The sequence below is a fragment of the Rathayibacter sp. AY1D1 genome, from assembly GCF_002932635.1.
Classification (GTDB): domain Bacteria; phylum Actinomycetota; class Actinomycetes; order Actinomycetales; family Microbacteriaceae; genus Rathayibacter.
This window is the reverse complement of record NZ_PSVY01000022.1, coordinates 1-15,717: the sequence shown is the minus strand read 5'-3', so window position 1 is coordinate 15,717 and position 15,717 is coordinate 1. Positions and strand designations below refer to the sequence as shown.

Genomic DNA, 15,717 nt, shown 5'->3' with positions numbered 1-15,717 from the left:
GTGTGCGAGCGGGCGGCTGACCTCAGACTGGGGAGGCCGCTCTCCGCAGCGACTCCGCGCCTCCCTCCCGATCCGACAGGACCCGGCATGCCGCTCAGCTCCGACCGCCCCGCCGTCGCCGATCCGCGGCGCCGCTCCCTGGTGCAGGCCGCGTGGGCCGCTCCGGTCGTGATCGCCGTCGTCGGCGCCCCCGCCGCGATGGCGTCGACCTCGGCGGCTCCCACCCTCTACGTCTTCTTCACGGGCGTGGGCGATTCGGGCGACGTCTTCCTGGAGCTCCTCGCCGGCGACGGGACGCCGCTCCAGCAGCAGTTCGAGTTCCAGGGCGTTCCCCGCGGCACGGACGCCTGGGTCACGGCTTTCCGACCGAGCACCGACGCGTCGGGGATCTTCCGGGCCCGGATCCCCGCCACGCTCACCGCGGCCTACTCCGCCCTCCGCATCGTCGTGCGGGTCCTCGGGTTCGCCGAGCCGCTGATCAGCCAGGTGCAGAGGCTGCCCTTCGAGGCCTGAGCGCGAGCGAATGGACGGCTCGAGGCCCGTCCGACAGCGCCGCCGCTCACTTCTCCCGTCGGCGGCGACGCCGCCGCAGGACCACGACCGCCGTGAAGAAGGCGGCGGAGAGGACGAGCAGCGCCGCGACTCCGACGAGCAGGAGTCGGGCGGCCACGAGGAACTCCTCCATCGGAGCGTCCGACAGCAGCATCTGGATCGCCGCGACCGCGTGCACCAGTGCGATCCCGCAGAGGATCCGCCCGGTGTTCGCGATCCACCGCCACCCGTCGAGGTCCGGATGCGGCCGCTCGACCTCGGCCTGCTCCGCCTCGAAGTCCGCGATGAGCTCCCCGAGATCCCCGAGGTCCAGCGGCGACTCCGGCGGAAGCGCCAGCAGGCTCCGCAGGCGCTCCTCCGTGCTCGCTCCGGTCCGCTCCATCACTGCGACGAAGAGCCGGCGCTCGCGAGCAGTCGTCCACCCGGGCACGAGGACGCCCCAGCGGCCGGCCTGATCGTCGTAGCCCTCGTCGCGATAGGTCTGCGCGAGGAGCTGCCGCGCCTCGAGGGCGAGCGGATCCGCGTCGATCCGTGCGCGCAGCTCGGTCCGCCGCGCTCTCAGCCGGCGCCGCTCGTCGGCCCCCGCTCGATCCATCCGGTCAGTATGGCGCCCGGAGGCCGCGCCTGAGGTTCCGCTGAGACCCACCCGCCCACGCGTCTAGAGGGTGGCGGGCCTCGTGACGAAGGCCGTCTCCAGGTAGGGCAGCTCGGCGCGGGCGAAGACCGCAGTGAGGACGCGGTCCTCGAACGCAACGCCGAGGCCGACCACGAGGGCGTCGGTGTCCACGCGCATCCCGTCGCGTGCCACGCCGTCCACCAGGACCGGGACGCCGTGCTCGACGGCCGACTCGGTCACGGGCCCGAGCAAGTCTCCCGGCAGGCCGCCGCGCACCCGCTCGTTCCGGAACTGATTGATCAGCACGTGCTCGAGGTGTTGCACCAGCGCCTGCTCGGGAGTAGCCCAGGGCCCGTCGGAGTCGAGGGGCACCGTGGTCCTCACGGCTTCCCAGAGCATCGGGTGCCTCATCTGCTCGCGGACCTTCATCAGGCTGTCGGGGAGCGGCCGACGCGGCGGCCCGTCGAGCTCGGCCCGCAGGTCGTCGTCGAGGTCGGCCAGGTTCACCGGATCGCTGCGGTCGTCCGGATTCCGCCACAGAGCGTAGGAGAGGGATGCGGACTCGAGGTGGGTCCGCCCCTCCGACGTGGTACTCACGGTCGAGACGCCGAGCTCTTCGATCGACGGCTGAGGCGTCAGCGCGAAGAGGGGCCCGCCGAAGCGTGCCGTCACCTCGTCGGGCGTCGGAAGCTCGAACTCCTCGGACGGTCCAGGATCCACCACGAACATGCGCCTCAGCCTGCCCGCGGCCCACGCCGCGTGCAACGGCTGCGCGCGATCCGACGCGCGGCCGTCGCGATCGGTCCGGGGGAGCGTCCCTGCCCGCCCTCCTCGAGGGAACAGCACCGCCCCGTCAGCAGCAGCCGCAGGCCTCGGAGTCCTCGCTCGTCAGCGCGGAGATCGGCGTCGTGCAGGACTCGCCGCGCCAGGCCTCCAGGCCCTCGCGGACGGCGACCGCGGCGATCACGAGGCCGGCGACGGGGTCGGCCCACGTCCATCCGAGCGTGCTGTTCAGCAGCAGGCCCACCAGGACGGCGGCGGAGAGGTACGAGCAGAGGAGCGTCTGCTGCGAGTCCGCGACGGCCGAGGCCGAGCCGAGCTCGCGGCCGGTCCGGCGCTCGAGCAGGGAGAACGCGGGCATCACCAGCAGGCTGACGGCGGCCAGCACGATGCCGACAGGGGAGTGCTGGGCCTCCGAGAATCCGAGCAGCGCCCGGACCGAGTCGACGGCGACGAACGCGGCCAGGCCGAGGAACGAGACGGCGATCACCCGCAGCGCGGTGCGCTCGCGCGCCTCCGGATCGCGGCCCGAGAACTGCCAGGCGACGGCCGCGGCGGAGAGCACCTCCACCACGGAGTCGAGGCCGAAGGCGACGAGTGCGGTGGACGAGGCGACCGTCCCGGCGGCGAGGGCCACGATCGCCTCCACCACGTTGTAGGCGATGGTCGCGCCGACGATCCAGCGGATGCGCCTCTGCAGCACGCGGCGGCGGGCGGGGAGGAGCGGAGCGCGCAGGGCGCTCATGCGCAGCGGCAGTCGTCGCCGGAGCAGCAGTCCGGATCGACGACCAGGGCCAGGCGGAGAAGATGGTCGAGCGCCCCGGCGATCCGGGTCTCGGCCAGCCGGTACCAGGTGTACCGGCCGTCCTTCACGGCCTCCACCAGCCCGCATCCGCGGAGGCACGCGAGCTGATTCGACATCACCTGCCGCGAGACCCCGAGCGCGTCCGCGAGGTCGGAGGGGACGGCCGGAGCCTCTCGCAGCGCGAGCAGGATCCGGGACCGCGTCTCGTCGGCCAGGGCGGATCCGAGGCGCGCGAGAGCAGCGGAGTGGGTGAGGGTCGCGGTGGCGGGCACGGGAGCGACGGTACACGCGATGCTGTATCGAGCGCGAGGGCGGTGGTCTCTCCTCGAACGTGCGAGCCCCCCTCCTGCTCCCCCCGTCGGGTGGGCGGACGTGCCGCACTGCCGCGGATCCCCGGGGCCGGCCTCCACGGCGCGCCCCGAGCGGCCCGCGCGCCGTGCCAGGATCCCCTTGATCACGGCGCCCGTCCGCCGCTCCGCCGCTCGGTCTCCTGGAAGGGCCACGGACCCGCCTTGCTCGATGCCACGGCCCTCCGCGTCGCCTTCGGGGTCACCGCCCTCACCCTCTTCCTGCTGTTCGCGCTGGTCACCTACCGGTCGACGCGCTCGTCCTTCAGCTTCTGGTGGTGCACGGCGCTCGCGCTGTTCATGGGCGGCTCGCTCGCCTACCTCCGCGACGGCACGGCCGACCAGGTGTGGGCGAATCCGCTCGGCAACGGGCTCATCGTGGCCGGCGCCGCCGCGGTCTGGGCGGCGAGCCGCTCCCTCCGCGGCCGGCCGACGCCGTGGTGGCTGGTGGTCGCTCCGACCGTGGTGGTGACGGGCGTGTCCAGCCTCGACTCTCCCGCCGTCAACGACTGGTCGGGAGGGCCGCTCTACCTCGCCTCGATGGCGCTCCTCATCGGCCTGTCGACCCGCGAGATCGCGCTGCTCGGCGCCGGGCGCTCGCGCACGCGCTGGCCGCTGCTGCTGAGCTCCGGCGCCCTCTCCCTCTACTACGCGCTCCGGTTCGCCGTGTTCCTGGCCGCGGGGCTGCGCAGCGAGCTGTTCGCGACCTGGTTCGGGACCCCGACCACCACGCTGATCACGCTGGTGCTGCTGGTCGTGGTGTCGTTCAGCATGGCGTCGCTCAGCGGCGAGCAGGTCGCGCAGATGCTCACCGCCGGCGCCGCCCGCTCGCGGCAGGAGCTCGCCGACGGCGAGAGGGTGCAGCGGCGGCTCGAGCCCCGCTCGGTCCCGGACCTCCCGGGCTACGACGTCGCCGGCGCCTGCGTGCCCAGCGGGACGGTGAGCGGCGACTTCTTCGACTGGCGCTGCACGCCCGACGGGCTCGCCGTCACCGTCGCCGACGTCATGGGCAAGGGGGTCGGCGCCGCGATGATCGCCGCCACGGTCCGCGCCGCCCTGCGCGTCACTCCTCCCGCTCTCGGCCCCGCGGCGACGATGGCGCTCATCGACCGGGTCGTCGAGCCGGACCTGTCGGCGAACGACGCGTTCGTCACGCTCCTCCACCTGCGGCTCAGCGCCTCGACCGGCGACATCGCGCTCGTCGACGCCGGGCACGGACTCGGGATCGTCTGCCGCGCCGACGGCTCGCGCGAGCGCATCCCCTCCGCCCATCTGCCGCTCGGCCTCCTCGGCACGCAGGAGTGGGAGCCGACCGGCCTCCGGCTCGACCCCGGCGACCTGCTGCTGATCTGCAGCGACGGTGTGCTCGACCTCTTCGACGGCTCCCTCGCCGCCCTCGACCGGGTGGCCGACGCGGCCGTCGCCGCCCCGGCGACCGCCGCCGACGCGGTCGCCGGCGTCACCCGCCTGGCGGCCGAGGGAATGCTGGCGGACGACGTGACCGTGGTGGCGATCCGGCGGACCTCGGGGAGCTGACCCGGCCTCAGCCCCGCCCCGCCTGCAGCCGGAGCCCGGCCAGCAGCAGGTCGAGGCCGGAGCGGAACACGTCGAGGTCGTCGTGCGTCGCCATGACGTCGGCCGCGTGGTGGCCGAAGGGGAACTCCTCCGGATCGAGGGCGCGCCAGCGGTCGGCCAGGTGCTCGAGGAACTCGCCCCTCTCCATCCCGCTCTCGAGGAACTCGCGGGGCGGCGGCTGCGCCAGGTCGGCCGCGACTCCGACGACGTAGCTGACGATGGACGACACGGCGTGGAACCGCTGCCGGGGCGTCAGGTCGAGAGCCATGAGCTGCTGCCCGAGGCGCTCGTACATCGCCATCGAGTTGGGCTGCACCCCGGTCGTGCGGAGCATGTAGAGGCCGAACCAGGGTCGGCGGACGCACTCGTCGAAGAGGGCCAGTGCGACGGCGCGGACGTTGTCGATCGGGTCCGGCCCGTGGGTGAGCGGCTCGCTGTCTGCGAGGACCCGACCCATGACCTCGTCGGTCGCCCGCTCCAGCAGCTCGTCGCGGCTGCCGACGTACCAGTAGATGCTCGCCACGCCGCCGCCGAGTCGGGCCGCGAGCGCGCGGAACGTGAGGGCCGACTCCCCGGACTCGTCGAGGATCGCGATCGCCTCGGCCAGCACGGTGTCGAGCGAGTGCGACGCTCGGCGGCGGCCCCGGGCGGGGGAGGGCGCGGCGGCGGTCTCCGTCGGGCGATCTGCAGGCATGGCTTGCATCTTACCGAACGGCGTTCCATACTATCGAACGCCGTACGAGAGTCGAACGGCGTTCGATAGGAAGGCGCCTCGATGTCCGCTCCGACGACCACCTCCGCCGAGTCCCGCGCTCACACCTCCCTCCGCTCCGCGGCACTCCCGCTCGCCGCTCTCTGCCTCGCCTTCTTCGTCGAGATGGTCGACAACACGCTGCTCTCGATCGCCCTCCCGACGATCGGACGCTCACTCGACGGCTCGACCGCCGGACTGCAGTGGGTGACCGGTGCCTACTCCCTGACCTTCGGCGGGCTGCTGCTGACAGCCGGGTCCGCCGCCGACCGGTTCGGCCGCCGCCGCGTGCTCCTCACCGGCCTCGCCGCGTTCGGGCTGATCAGCCTCGCCGTCGTCCTCGTCACCGACATCGGCCAGCTGATCGCCCTCCGCGCGGCGCTCGGCTGCGCCGCGGCCGCCATGGCGCCCGTCACGATGTCGCTGGTGTTCCGGCTCTTCGACGACGAGAGGCTCCGCATGCGGTCGATCACGATCGTGATGATCGTCGGGATGTCCGGCATGGTCCTCGGCCCCCTCCTCGGCGGCTCGATCCTCAGCACCGTCAGCTGGCAGTGGCTGCTCGTCGTCAACGCCCCGATCGCGCTGCTGGTCTGGATCGGCGTGCGCCTCGGAGTTCCCGCGGACCAGCGCGCCGACCTCACCTCCGGTCGGCTCGACCTGCCGGGGACCGCCCTCACCGTCGCCGCGGTGGGGCTCGGCTGCTACACACTCACCAGCGGAGTCGAGAACGGCTGGCTGTCGCTCCTCACGATCGCCTGCGCCGCGGGGACCGTCGCGGCCGTCGCGGGATTCGTCGTCCGCGAGCGCCGCGCCGTCTCGCCCATGATCGACCTCGCGATCTTCCGCGCCGGCCCCGCGCGGGGAGCGGCGCTCACGCAGCTCGGCGCCTCGGTCGCCTTCGCGAGCGTCCTGTTCGGCCTGATCCTGCACTTCCAGTACGCCTACGGCTGGAGTCCGGTGCGCGCCGGCCTCGCGAACCTGCCCGTCATCGTCACGATGCTCGCCGCCACTCCGATCACCGAGCGCCTCGCCGCGAAGCTGGGGCACCGCGCGGCCTGCCTGATCGGCACCGGGCTCCTGGTCGGCGCGCTGCTCGGGATGTCCTGGGCGGTGGACCGGGGCTACCTCGCGATCGCCGTGATGATGGTCGTGATGACGGTGGGCCTGCGGACGATCATGACCATCTGCGCCGTCGCCCTCGTCGAGGCGATGCCCGCGAACCGCACGTCGATCGGTGCGGCGCTCAACGACACGGCCCAGGAGATCGGCACCAGCATCGGCACGGCCGTCGTCGGCACGCTGATCGCCGCACTGGTGGCGACCACCCTCCCGGCGGGCGCGTGGAGCGCGGACCTCGTCCGGAGCTTCTTCGCGGGTGAGCGGGTCGCCTTCCTGGTCGTGGCGGTCCTCGTCGGCGTGATCGCGACGATCGGCTCGCTGTCACTCAGCGACTCCCGCTCCACCGAGGAGTCGGCGGCGGCCTAGTTCATCGGGTCGCGCCGGGCGTCCTCGAGGTCGGCGATGTCCGTGTACTCGAGGAAGTCCAGCGGCGGGATGTCCGTCATCTCCTCGCTCCAGGAGGGGCGGGCCGGCTGCATGCGGCGCGTCTCGAGCTCGATGTGGGCGATGACCTCCGCGTCGTCCGGCTCCTCCACCTCGCTGCTGTCGATCGGCACCGACCAGAGCTGGCTCGCCGGCCCGATCAGCAGGTGGGCGTAGGCGCGGCCGCCGCCCTCGGTCAGGACAGGCACCGAGACGACGTCCGACTTGTTGACGTCCGCGAGGGCCCGGGCGTACCGGAGGACCGCCTTGCAGGTCAGGTCGCCGACGAGGAGGTGGCCGCTGGAGTAGTGCAGTTTTCGCATGCGTCCAGCCTCCGAGCGCCGCCCGCGGGCCCTCAAGAGGGTTGCCGCGGGGAGGCGGCTCCTCTAATGGGCCGGGAGGTCCCGCCCGATCGGGGTCATCGCTCCGGGTGTCCGGCGCTCTCGCGGAGCTCGCGGCCGTCGGCGACGTCCTCGGCGTGCTTCTCGGCTTTCTTGTCGCTCTGCCGGGTGTCGCGGGGCGGGAGCCGGATGTGCTCCTCGGCTTCGATGCCGGCCTGCAGCTGGCGGCCGCGCTCGAGCTCGGCGTCGAACTCGGCCCCGAAGAGCAGGGCGAGGTTCGTGATCCAGAGCCAGAGGAGGAAGACGATCACGCCGCCGAGGGCGCCGTAGGTCTTGTTGTAGTTGCTGAAGTTGGCGACGTAGAACGCGAAGCCGGCCGAGGCCAGCGCCCAGACGACGAGGGCGAGGATCGAGCCCATGCTGGTCCAGCGGAACTTCGGCTGCCGGACGTTGGGGGACCAGTGGTAGAGGACCGCGACGATGACGACCATGATCACGATCAGCACCGGCCACTTGGCGATGCTCCACACGGTCAGGGCGACCTCGCCGAGGCCGATCGCGTCGCCGATGGTCTGCGCGATCGAACCGCTGAGCACGAGGATCAGTCCGGCGATCACGAGCAGGAGGACCGTCACGAGGGTGACGGCGAGCATCGTGGGGCGCAGCTTCCAGATCGGGCGGCCCTCGTCGATCTCGTAGACGCGGTTCATCCCGCGCCCGAACGCGCCGACGTAGCCGGAGGCGGACCAGAGGGCGCCGAGGACACCGGTGACGAACGCCAGGCCGGCGGCGGGGCTGGAGGTGAGCTCCTGGATCGGGCCGCGGACCGTGTCGAGGACGTCGGCGGAGACGAATCCGCCGAGCAGGTCGAGGACCGTCGAGGTCGTCGTCTCGGCCTGGCCGAAGAGGCCGAGGATCGAGACGATCGCGAGCAGCCCGGGGAACAGCGCGAGGACGGCGTAGTAGGTCAGTCCCGCCGCGATGTCCGTGCACTGGTCGGCGCCGAACTCGCGGAGCGTCTTCTTGAGGACGTAGCCCCACGAGCGCTTGGTGACGTCCGTCGGTCCGTCGGGCTTGCGGGAGTCGTCGGGGTCGGGCGCGGTGCGGTCGCGCTCGGTGCTGGTCTGGGCCACGGTCGTCCTCCATCTCGAGCGTCTGCGGATCGTCGGGGACGGAAGGACCGCCTGCGATCGCTCCGAGCCCCGACGACGCCGTGCTCGCCACCGACCGTAGGAGCGCCGGACGCTCAGGGCAGGACGGTTGACAGCCGCCCGTCGAGTCCGGTGGGGGAGGTGTCCCGCGGTGGAGCCCGCGCTCAGAGCTGCGCGAGCAGCCTCTCGCACGCCTGCTCGCAGCGGCGGCAGGCCTCGGCGCAGATCCGGCAGTGCTCGTGCATCCCGGCGTGCTGCTCGCAGTCGTCGGCGCAGGCGCGGCAGGCCAGGAGGCAGGCCTCGACGAGGGCGCGGACGGCCGCGGATCCGACGACGCCGCGGCGCGAGAGCACGGCGCCGGTCGCGGCGCACACGTCGGCGCAGGCGAGGTCGGTGCGGATGCAGTGGACCAGCTCGGCGACCGACTCCTCGCCGAGGCACGCGTCGGCGCAGGCGGTGCAGGTGAGCGCGCAGGCGCCGCACGCGTCGATGCACTCGGCCAGGACCTCCGGATCGACGCCGCGCAGCTCCTCGGGGTGGCTCCGGATCATGTCGCTCGTGCTGCTCATGGCGCGTCCTCTCGTCGTGACCCCGGCGGGTCGATCGGTCCGGGCGACGCTACGGGCCCGCCCGCCGCCGGGCGAGGGCCTGGCCAGGCACCGCGGCCGGTGGTAGCCGGGCCGTCAGCTCCTCACGACGAAGGCGTCGTGGATCAGGTTGCCCCCGGTCGCTGCGGGGTTCCGCGTGCTGCCGCGGGTGATCGTGACGGTGTGGGTGCCGGCGGGCAGGGTCCCGCTGGTCCAGACGGTCTGGGCGGAGCGGGTGGTGGCGCTGTAGCGGTCGACCGAGGCCACGAGGACGCCGTCGAGGCGGACCTCGTCGATCCCGGACGTGCTGGACCGGCGGCTCACCCACGAGACTCCGGTGCCGGTGAAGCGGAGGGTGGCGGAGGCGCCCCCTGTCGACGAGAAGGAGACGCCTCCGCCGCTGTCCGCGGAGGAGGAGGTCGTGGACCAGGTGCCCGTGACGGCGACGGCCGGCGAGCCGTTCTGGTGGGTGCCGGCCCCGACAGCGGCGAGCGGAGTCGCGGTGGCGGTCGGCGTCGAGGTCGGCGCGGGGGTGGCGGTCGGCGTGGGCGTGGCCGTCGGCACCGGAGTGGCGGCCCTCTTCGCGAGCACGATGGACGCCGTCGCTCCCTTGAGCCCGCTCGGCCGGAACGTGATCGTCGTCGCGGTGCTCGTCCTGCTCGTCACGCTCAGGGCGGCGCTCGAGGACACCGTGCCCGCGGTCGGCCGCGCGAGCGTCACGGTGAGCGCGCTCGTCGAGACCTGCGTCGGGTCGACGGTCGAGACGGTCACCGTGTCCGCGTCCTCCCGGATCGAGACCAGTCCGGCGCCGGTGATGCTCGCGACCCGGGTGCCTCCGACGAGCACGGGGCTCGTGGTCCCGGCCTTCCACGACACGGCGCTCACGGTGCCGGTCGAGCGGTCGCGGGCGGCGCTCAGCTGGGGGGTGTTGCTGAGCACGGTCACGTCCGGGTCCACCGCGTACGCGGCGGTCGCCGCCTCGGAGGCGCCGGGGAGGACCGTGTACGCGTAGGAGGCGCCGGTCGGGTTCGTGCCGTGGCTCGTCGTGAGGGAGTAGTAGTGGCCGGTCACCGGCGCCGTCGGACCGGCGGCGCTCACGGCGCTCCAGGCTCCGGTGCGGGTCCGCCCCTGCGCGGTCAGGGCGATCGGCGTCGGGAAGACGTAGCCCACCGACTCCGCGGAGCCGGTGATCGAGGCCCAGCGGGCGGTGCTCGTGGCGGTCGCCTCCGCACCGCGGAGGACGCCGTCGACGCGGAGCCTCGCATCGGGAGCGACGTCGCGGCGGTCGTCGATCACCGTCTCCGCGCGCCGGCGCGCCCCGTCCCAGCCGGTCCCGGACATGTCGGTCGCCGTGATCCCGGAGCCGAGCGCGAGGATCTCGTCGTCGAAGGTGAACCAGGCCTTCTTCGCGACCAGGCTCACCGACGCCGCGTCGAAGTCGAGCGCCGCGATCCCCGTCCGCCGCGACGGGCTCTCGAGGCTCCCGGTGAAGGTCGTCGTCGGGCGGGACGACGCGCCCTCGCCCGCGCTCCGGACGATCGTGTCCTCGGTGGTGCCGGGCATCCGGTACGGGTTCGCCGTGGCCCAGTAGCCGTCGTCGTACTGGCGCCCGCTGCCCAGGTGGAGCGAGGTCGCGCCGTCGCCGGTGTACCAGCCGCTGCGGTTCTCGCCGTTGAGCGACTCGTAGCGCGCGATCCGCGTGCTCGACAGGCCGACGGCGAAGCCCGAGGTCGCCGTGGTCCGCGTGAAGCGGTCCATCCCGGCGAAGGCCCGGACGCCCGAGCCGATCGGGGTCGCGGTCAGGCCCGTGTCGGCGAGGACGAGCCGCGCGCGCACGACGTCGCTGACGGACCCGGCCGTCTCGATGCTCACGGGGCTGCCGGAGTTGCAGGCCAGCCAGCTCTTCGCCAGCGCGTTCGTCCGTGTCCTGGCCGAGGGAGGGGCGCTGTCGGCGAGGCGCAGCACCGCCGCCTGCAGCTGGACGCCGACGTCGCCGTCCTCCGACTCCGCCCGCGCCGTCTCGCGGCCGCGGACCGTCGACATCACGGCGCCGCACCAGGTGACGGGGGCGAAGGAGGAGGCGAGCCGGTCGTACACGCCGAGCCCCTCCGGGCTCGTGATCTCCCAGCGGGAGCCGTCGAGCAGCGAGTACAGGTCGTCGAGGGTGTCGAGCATCGAGAGCCCGTACCCGCCGCTGTAGGCGAAGACGCTGTGCTGCACGAAGGAGCCGTCGGCGTGGAAGCCGTCGCCGGACGCCACCGTCCGCAGCGCCGGGTCGATGCCGGCGGCCGCCTCCGCGATCTTCGCCGGCTGCTTCAGCAGCACCGCCCGCCCGGCGATCACCGCCGCCGTCCAGACGCGGTTGGCGCCGGTCCGGGTGACGGTGTCGGCGAAGCGCGTCGAGGCCGACAGGTAGGCCTGCACCTGCGCCGCCGAGAGGTCGGGGTAGAGGAGGGCGGTGATGCTGTTCAGCTCGAGCGGGATGCCGATCTGCTGCTCCCACCAGCGGGAGGTGCCGGTGGTGGAGCGGTTGTAGCGGTTCGCCGAGAGCCAGTCGGCGGTCGTGACGACGTCGCGGAGGAGCGCCGGGTCGCCGCTGAGGGCGGTGCCGGGGGTCTTCAGCGCGGTCGCGAGGACGGTGACCCGCTTGTAGGCGGCCCACACCTCCACCGCCGAGGTGCCCGTGACCAGATCGGGCCAGGGCTCGCCGCCGTCGGTCTCGAGCGTCGACCAGTAGCCCTCGGCCTCGGCGACGAGGCGGCCCTTCGCCGCGGCGAGGCCGCCGACGCTCCCGCTTCCCGGGATCGTGCCCGTCAGATCGGCGACGAGGGCGAGGCGCATCGCGTCGTACTCGTCGCCCGCCGAGTCGACGGCGGACGCGGTGGGCGCGGCGGCGAGCGGGAGGATCAGGACGGTCACGAGCAGGAGCGCCGCAGCGAGCGGGCTCCCGCGCCGGGGCGCGTCGGATCGAGAGGGTCGGTTCGTCTCCGCGCGCGATCGGCGGGGGGGACGCGGCTGGGTGGGCACGGGCGCTCCTGAGGCGACGCCCACGAGCCTGCGGGCTTCGGGTGCTCGCGGGTCGCCGGGGGAGCGTCGGGTGAAGAGTAGGGGTCCGCTCCGTCCGGCGGCAAGAGGCGGAGGCGAGGACGGCCGGGATCGGCCACCGCCGACGCTCCCGACCGCGCGATCTGCGACAGCCGTACCCCGTGAGGGGTACAGAGGCGCCTAAGGTCCCCCACCCGTCAAGCGGGGCGATACGGTCGGAGGTGCGTGTGCGCTCCGGGGAGTCCCGGCGCGGCGCGCAGGGGGAAGGGGGCACGGATGATCGAGGCCGAGCAGGATCCGCGGCTGGTGGCGCTCGAGGCGCTCGAGATGATGGGGTCGGCTCCGGAGGAGCGCTTCGACCGGATCACGCGGATGGCCGAGGAGCTCTTCCGCGTGCCCGTGGCCGAGATCCACTTCCTCGACGACACCACGCTGTTCACGAAGTCCCCGCAGCGTCCGGACGCCGTGCTCGCGTACCCGCGCGCCGGCACCTTCTGCGACGCGACGCTCGAGAAGCGCACCACCTTCGTCGTGCCGGACCTCGGTGCCGACGATGCGTGGGCCGGGCACGAGCACGTCGCGGGGTACCCGCACGTCCGCTTCTACGCCGGGCGGCCGCTGTCGGTCGAGGGCGACCTGCAGCTGGGCACCCTCTGCCTCATCGACTTCGTGCCCCGGAGCCTCACCCCGGACGAGCGGCAGCTGCTCGAGGAGTTCGGCGAGTGGGTCGAGCGGGAGCTGCGCGACACGGCGGAGCGCGACCGCGCCGCCGACATGCAGACGCAGATGGCTCCCTCCTCCCTCCACCACCCCGCCGGCTACGAGCTCTCGGGGCTCTCGCTGCCGCGGTGGACGATCACCGGCGACTTCTACAGCTGGCGCGGCGACGACGAGACGGTCGACCTGACCCTCGTGGACGTGATGGGCAAGGGGACGGCGGCGGCGATCGTGGCCGCGTCGATCCGCTCCGCGTTCCGGGCGCGCCTGGGCGGCGACCCCGACGCGGTCGTCAGCGCGGTGAGCGCCCAGCTGCACGACGACTTCACGGCCACCGAGACCTTCGCGACCCTCTTCCACGGGCGCCTCGACACCGCGTCCGGCCGGATCGACTTCGTCGACGCGGGCCACGGGCTCACCGTCCTCCTCCGCGCCGACGGCTCGTTCCAGCGGCTCGCGGCACTGGGCCTCCCGCTGGGCATCGCGGAGGACGGCGGCTGGATCACCCAGACCGTGGAGCTCGCGGTCGGCGACTCGCTCCTGGCCTTCACCGACGGCGTCCTCGACCTCTACGACGGGACGCTGCAGTCCCTGGCGCGCGCGGTCGACCTCGCCCGCGACTCCGCCGACACCGCCGAGTTCCTGCAGGCGCTGAGGGCGCTCGCCGCCTCCGGCTCCGCGTCCGACGACATCACCGCCCTCGTGCTGACCCGCACGGGCGCCGACCGCTCCGCCGAGAAGGACCCCGCATGACGTTCACGACCGAGACGATCGCCCCCGACATCGCCGTGCTGCGGGGGGAGGGGCGGCTCAACGCGGCCTCGGCTCCGGAGCTGCGCTCGGCCGTCCGCCGGGCGATCGACGAGGGCAGCCCCCGCATCGTCGTCGAGCTCAGCGCGGTGACGTTCATGGACTCCTCGGGTCTCGGCGCCCTGGTCGGCGCTCTCAAGACCGCGCGGCAGGCGGGCGGCGACCTGCGGATCGCGGCGCCCAGCGAGCAGGTCGTGATGGTGCTGCAGCTGTCCAACCTGGACCGGGTGCTCACCCTCTTCGACACGGCCGGCGACGCGTACCGTGACTGAGCGCAGCGTCGGGTTCCGCACGCCCCCGGGCGACACCGAGGTCGTCCACGAGATGCTCGCCGAGCTCTGGGGCGAGCGCCCGGACCTGCCGACCCGCGACCGCATGGCCGTCGAGACGGCGCTGGTCGAGCTGGTCGACAACGTCATCCAGCACGCGACGTCGACGACGACGATCGTCTGCCGCCTCGTCGTGCGCGTCGAGGGAGACGCGATCCACGCGGAGCTGGTCGACACGGCCGATCCGCCGGACATCGGCACGGGGCCGCGGGAGATGCCGGACGTCTTCGCGGAGTCGGGCCGCGGGCTCGCCCTCATCCAGGCTCTGACGACCACGTTCGAGCACGAGCGCTCGGAGGGGCGCAACGTCTGGACCCTGACCCGGGCGCTGGACTCCTAGCGACTGGCGCGGATCAGCGGATCGTGTGCGCGGTGATGACCGCGGCGGCACGCGCCAGGTCGTCCGCCATGCCGTTCAGCCCGGGGGAGGCCTTCAGCACCTCCGCGCTGACCTCGTCGTAGCGCTCGTCCACCTGCGCGAGCAGCTGCTCCCCGGAGGCGGTGAGGCGCAGGAGGACGCTGCGGCGGTCCTGCGGGTTGGCGAGCCGGTCGACGTGGCCGGCGGTCGCCAGCCGGTCGAGGAGCGCGGTCACGGCGCCCGTCGAGAGGGAGAGCTCGAGGCCCAGCCACTTCGGCGTGAGGTCGGGCGACTCGCCGAGGACCTCGAGCGCGGTGAGCTCCGAGATGCCCACGCCCACGCCCGCGGCGATGCTCGCGCGGAGGTGCCGCTGCGCGTTCTCGAGCAGGCGGAGCGACTGCCGCAGCTGCACGGCGGGCGCGTCCTGGTCGACGTCGCGCGGGGTCGGTCTCTCGGTGGTCATTCGTCCTTCTCGGGGTAGGGCTGGGGTCATCGTACGGGTCGCCCTCGGGGGTCCCGGCCTGTCACCCGGACAGGGGGTGAAAGAACGATTGCAATGTATCTTTGCCATCAAGTAACTTAGCGGTCAATCGAGTTCGGCGGAACACCAGCCGGACCCTCCCCCTTCAGCATCAGCCCGCCCCACCCGATCAGGAGTCCTGCCATGTCGACCCACACCGCCAAGTCCAAGCGCGTCCGCTTCGCTCCCCTCGCCATCGCGACGAGCATCGCCGCCGCCGCTCTCCTCTCCGTCTCGATGTCCGGCACCCTGTCCGGCTTCGTCGCGAGCATCTCCAACACCGGCAACACCGCCGCCTCCGGCTCGCTCGTCATGGAGGAGAAGTCGACCGGCGCCAGCCCCATCACCTGCCTCAGCACCGACGGCGGCTCGATCAGCACCAACACCGCGACCTGCGCGACCATCAACAAGTTCGGCGGATCGACCACGATGGTCCCCGGCCAGACCGTCACCACCGCGATCACGCTGAAGAACACCGGCACCGTCGCCGCCAACACCTTCACGCTGACCCCCGGCGCCACCTGCTCGCAGAGCAACAACGTCGCGGCCGGCGCCTCCGGCTCCGCCACCGACTTCTGCGGCAAGCTCAACGTCGTGATCACCTCCGGCGGGACCACCGTCTTCACGGGCACCGCCGCGACCCTCGCCGGCTCCGCCGTCAAGACCCTCAACACCGCCCCGGTCACCCCCGGCACCTCCACCCCCTTCTCCATCGCCGTGACCCTCGACTCGTCGGCCACCAACGCCTACCAGGGCCTGTCCGCCTCGCTCCCGCTCACCTGGACCTTCGCGAGCTGATCCCCTCTCCACCCGGCCCGGAGCGCCCCCGCGCGACGGGCCGGGGGAGGAGCGTCCCGCAGCGCTCCTCCTGCACCGCCCCCGAGAACC

17 protein-coding genes are annotated in these 15,717 nt (G+C 73.2%); 7 read left to right on the top strand and 10 right to left on the bottom strand.

From position 1 onward, the window contains the following. Positions 1-87 precede the first annotated feature (87 nt). Positions 88-513, top strand: a complete 426-nt coding sequence (locus tag C5C56_RS13040; protein WP_104309979.1) for a hypothetical protein — start codon at positions 88-90, stop codon at positions 511-513. A 46-nt stretch (positions 514-559) separates the two neighbouring features. Here C5C56_RS13040 and C5C56_RS13035 read toward each other — a convergent pair whose 3' ends face one another. The 4 genes from C5C56_RS13035 to C5C56_RS13020 form a co-directional block, all read right to left on the bottom strand. Then, a complete protein-coding gene (locus C5C56_RS13035) occupies positions 560-1,147 on the bottom strand; it encodes a hypothetical protein (RefSeq protein ID WP_104319747.1) in 588 nt (195 codons plus the stop codon). Positions 1,148-1,210: 63 nt separating this feature from the next. After that, on the bottom strand, positions 1,211-1,891 hold the full coding sequence (locus C5C56_RS13030; protein WP_146084339.1) for a hypothetical protein: 681 nt from the start codon (positions 1,889-1,891) through the stop codon (positions 1,211-1,213). A 130-nt stretch (positions 1,892-2,021) separates the two neighbouring features. After that, positions 2,022-2,693 carry a cation diffusion facilitator family transporter gene (locus C5C56_RS13025; RefSeq protein ID WP_104319746.1) on the bottom strand — a complete coding sequence of 224 codons (672 nt, stop codon included), beginning with the start codon at positions 2,691-2,693 and terminating at the stop codon, positions 2,022-2,024. Beyond that, the gene (locus C5C56_RS13020) at positions 2,690-3,025 is read right to left on the bottom strand and encodes a helix-turn-helix transcriptional regulator (RefSeq protein ID WP_104234042.1); all 336 of its coding nucleotides are present in this window, start codon (positions 3,023-3,025) and stop codon (positions 2,690-2,692) included. The genes C5C56_RS13025 and C5C56_RS13020 overlap by 4 nt, the downstream gene beginning before the upstream one ends. Before the next feature lie 240 nt (positions 3,026-3,265). Here C5C56_RS13020 and C5C56_RS13015 point away from each other — a divergent pair, with 240 nt between their 5' ends. Next, a complete protein-coding gene (locus C5C56_RS13015; protein WP_104319745.1) occupies positions 3,266-4,636 on the top strand; it encodes a PP2C family protein-serine/threonine phosphatase in 1,371 nt (456 codons plus the stop codon). A gap of 7 nt (positions 4,637-4,643) precedes the next feature. Here C5C56_RS13015 and C5C56_RS13010 read toward each other — a convergent pair whose 3' ends face one another. Continuing rightward, positions 4,644-5,369 carry a TetR/AcrR family transcriptional regulator gene (locus C5C56_RS13010; RefSeq protein WP_219812210.1) on the bottom strand — a complete coding sequence of 242 codons (726 nt, stop codon included), beginning with the start codon at positions 5,367-5,369 and terminating at the stop codon, positions 4,644-4,646. An 81-nt stretch (positions 5,370-5,450) separates the two neighbouring features. Between C5C56_RS13010 and C5C56_RS13005 the strand changes: the two genes are divergently transcribed. Beyond that, positions 5,451-6,914, top strand: coding sequence for an MFS transporter (locus tag C5C56_RS13005; RefSeq protein ID WP_104315486.1), 1,464 nt, complete (start codon positions 5,451-5,453; stop codon positions 6,912-6,914). On the opposite strand, the gene C5C56_RS13000 is transcribed toward C5C56_RS13005, so the two are convergent. The 4 genes from C5C56_RS13000 to C5C56_RS12985 all read right to left on the bottom strand — a co-directional run bounded on the left by C5C56_RS13000 (position 6,911) and on the right by C5C56_RS12985 (position 11,969). Then, positions 6,911-7,294: a hypothetical protein gene (locus C5C56_RS13000; RefSeq protein WP_104315485.1), complete on the bottom strand. Its 384-nt coding sequence runs from the start codon at positions 7,292-7,294 to the stop codon at positions 6,911-6,913. The genes C5C56_RS13005 and C5C56_RS13000 overlap by 4 nt on opposite strands. Positions 7,295-7,389: 95 nt before the next feature. Continuing rightward, a complete protein-coding gene (locus C5C56_RS12995; RefSeq protein ID WP_104319744.1) occupies positions 7,390-8,445 on the bottom strand; it encodes a YihY/virulence factor BrkB family protein in 1,056 nt (351 codons plus the stop codon). Positions 8,446-8,627: 182 nt separating this feature from the next. Continuing rightward, positions 8,628-9,032, bottom strand: a complete 405-nt coding sequence (locus tag C5C56_RS12990; RefSeq protein WP_104255963.1) for a four-helix bundle copper-binding protein — start codon at positions 9,030-9,032, stop codon at positions 8,628-8,630. Between the two features lie 114 nt (positions 9,033-9,146). Then, the gene (locus C5C56_RS12985; protein WP_104319743.1) at positions 9,147-11,969 is read right to left on the bottom strand and encodes a polysaccharide lyase 8 family protein; all 2,823 of its coding nucleotides are present in this window, start codon (positions 11,967-11,969) and stop codon (positions 9,147-9,149) included. Positions 11,970-12,371: 402 nt separating this feature from the next. On the opposite strand from C5C56_RS12985, the gene C5C56_RS12980 reads away from it, so the two are divergent. From C5C56_RS12980 to C5C56_RS12970, 3 genes are read left to right on the top strand one after another with little or no spacing between them, the layout of a single operon-like run. Further along, the gene (locus C5C56_RS12980; protein WP_104319742.1) at positions 12,372-13,565 is read left to right on the top strand and encodes a PP2C family protein-serine/threonine phosphatase; all 1,194 of its coding nucleotides are present in this window, start codon (positions 12,372-12,374) and stop codon (positions 13,563-13,565) included. Continuing rightward, positions 13,562-13,894, top strand: coding sequence for an STAS domain-containing protein (locus C5C56_RS12975; protein WP_104224279.1), 333 nt, complete (start codon positions 13,562-13,564; stop codon positions 13,892-13,894). Before C5C56_RS12980 ends, C5C56_RS12975 begins: the two co-directional genes overlap by 4 nt. Continuing rightward, positions 13,887-14,291, top strand: a complete 405-nt coding sequence (locus C5C56_RS12970) for an ATP-binding protein (RefSeq protein WP_104319741.1) — start codon at positions 13,887-13,889, stop codon at positions 14,289-14,291. The genes C5C56_RS12975 and C5C56_RS12970 overlap by 8 nt, the downstream gene beginning before the upstream one ends. Before the next feature lie 13 nt (positions 14,292-14,304). Here C5C56_RS12970 and C5C56_RS12965 read toward each other — a convergent pair whose 3' ends face one another. Next, positions 14,305-14,772, bottom strand: a complete 468-nt coding sequence (locus C5C56_RS12965) for a MarR family transcriptional regulator (RefSeq protein WP_104224277.1) — start codon at positions 14,770-14,772, stop codon at positions 14,305-14,307. A gap of 201 nt (positions 14,773-14,973) precedes the next feature. Between C5C56_RS12965 and C5C56_RS12960 the strand changes: the two genes are divergently transcribed. Next, positions 14,974-15,627: a hypothetical protein gene (locus C5C56_RS12960; protein ID WP_104234050.1), complete on the top strand. Its 654-nt coding sequence runs from the start codon at positions 14,974-14,976 to the stop codon at positions 15,625-15,627. Positions 15,628-15,717: the final 90 nt, after the last annotated feature.

Excerpts from the sequence above, each read along its gene's own strand:
- C5C56_RS13040 (WP_104309979.1), top strand. The coding sequence starts at position 88 with ATGCCGCTCAGCTCCGACCGCCCCGCCGTCGCCGATCCGCGGCGCCGC.
- C5C56_RS13035 (WP_104319747.1), bottom strand. The coding sequence starts at position 1,147 with ATGGATCGAGCGGGGGCCGACGAGCGGCGCCGGCTGAGAGCGCGGCGG.
- C5C56_RS13025 (WP_104319746.1), bottom strand. The coding sequence starts at position 2,693 with ATGAGCGCCCTGCGCGCTCCGCTCCTCCCCGCCCGCCGCCGCGTGCTG.
- C5C56_RS13010 (WP_219812210.1), bottom strand. The coding sequence starts at position 5,369 with ATGCCTGCAGATCGCCCGACGGAGACCGCCGCCGCGCCCTCCCCCGCC.
- C5C56_RS13005 (WP_104315486.1), top strand. The coding sequence starts at position 5,451 with ATGTCCGCTCCGACGACCACCTCCGCCGAGTCCCGCGCTCACACCTCC.
- C5C56_RS13000 (WP_104315485.1), bottom strand. The coding sequence starts at position 7,294 with ATGCGAAAACTGCACTACTCCAGCGGCCACCTCCTCGTCGGCGACCTG.
- C5C56_RS12990 (WP_104255963.1), bottom strand. The coding sequence starts at position 9,032 with ATGAGCAGCACGAGCGACATGATCCGGAGCCACCCCGAGGAGCTGCGC.
- C5C56_RS12980 (WP_104319742.1), top strand. The coding sequence starts at position 12,372 with ATGATCGAGGCCGAGCAGGATCCGCGGCTGGTGGCGCTCGAGGCGCTC.
- C5C56_RS12975 (WP_104224279.1), top strand. The coding sequence starts at position 13,562 with ATGACGTTCACGACCGAGACGATCGCCCCCGACATCGCCGTGCTGCGG.
- C5C56_RS12965 (WP_104224277.1), bottom strand. The coding sequence starts at position 14,772 with ATGACCACCGAGAGACCGACCCCGCGCGACGTCGACCAGGACGCGCCC.
- C5C56_RS12960 (WP_104234050.1), top strand. The coding sequence starts at position 14,974 with ATGTCGACCCACACCGCCAAGTCCAAGCGCGTCCGCTTCGCTCCCCTC.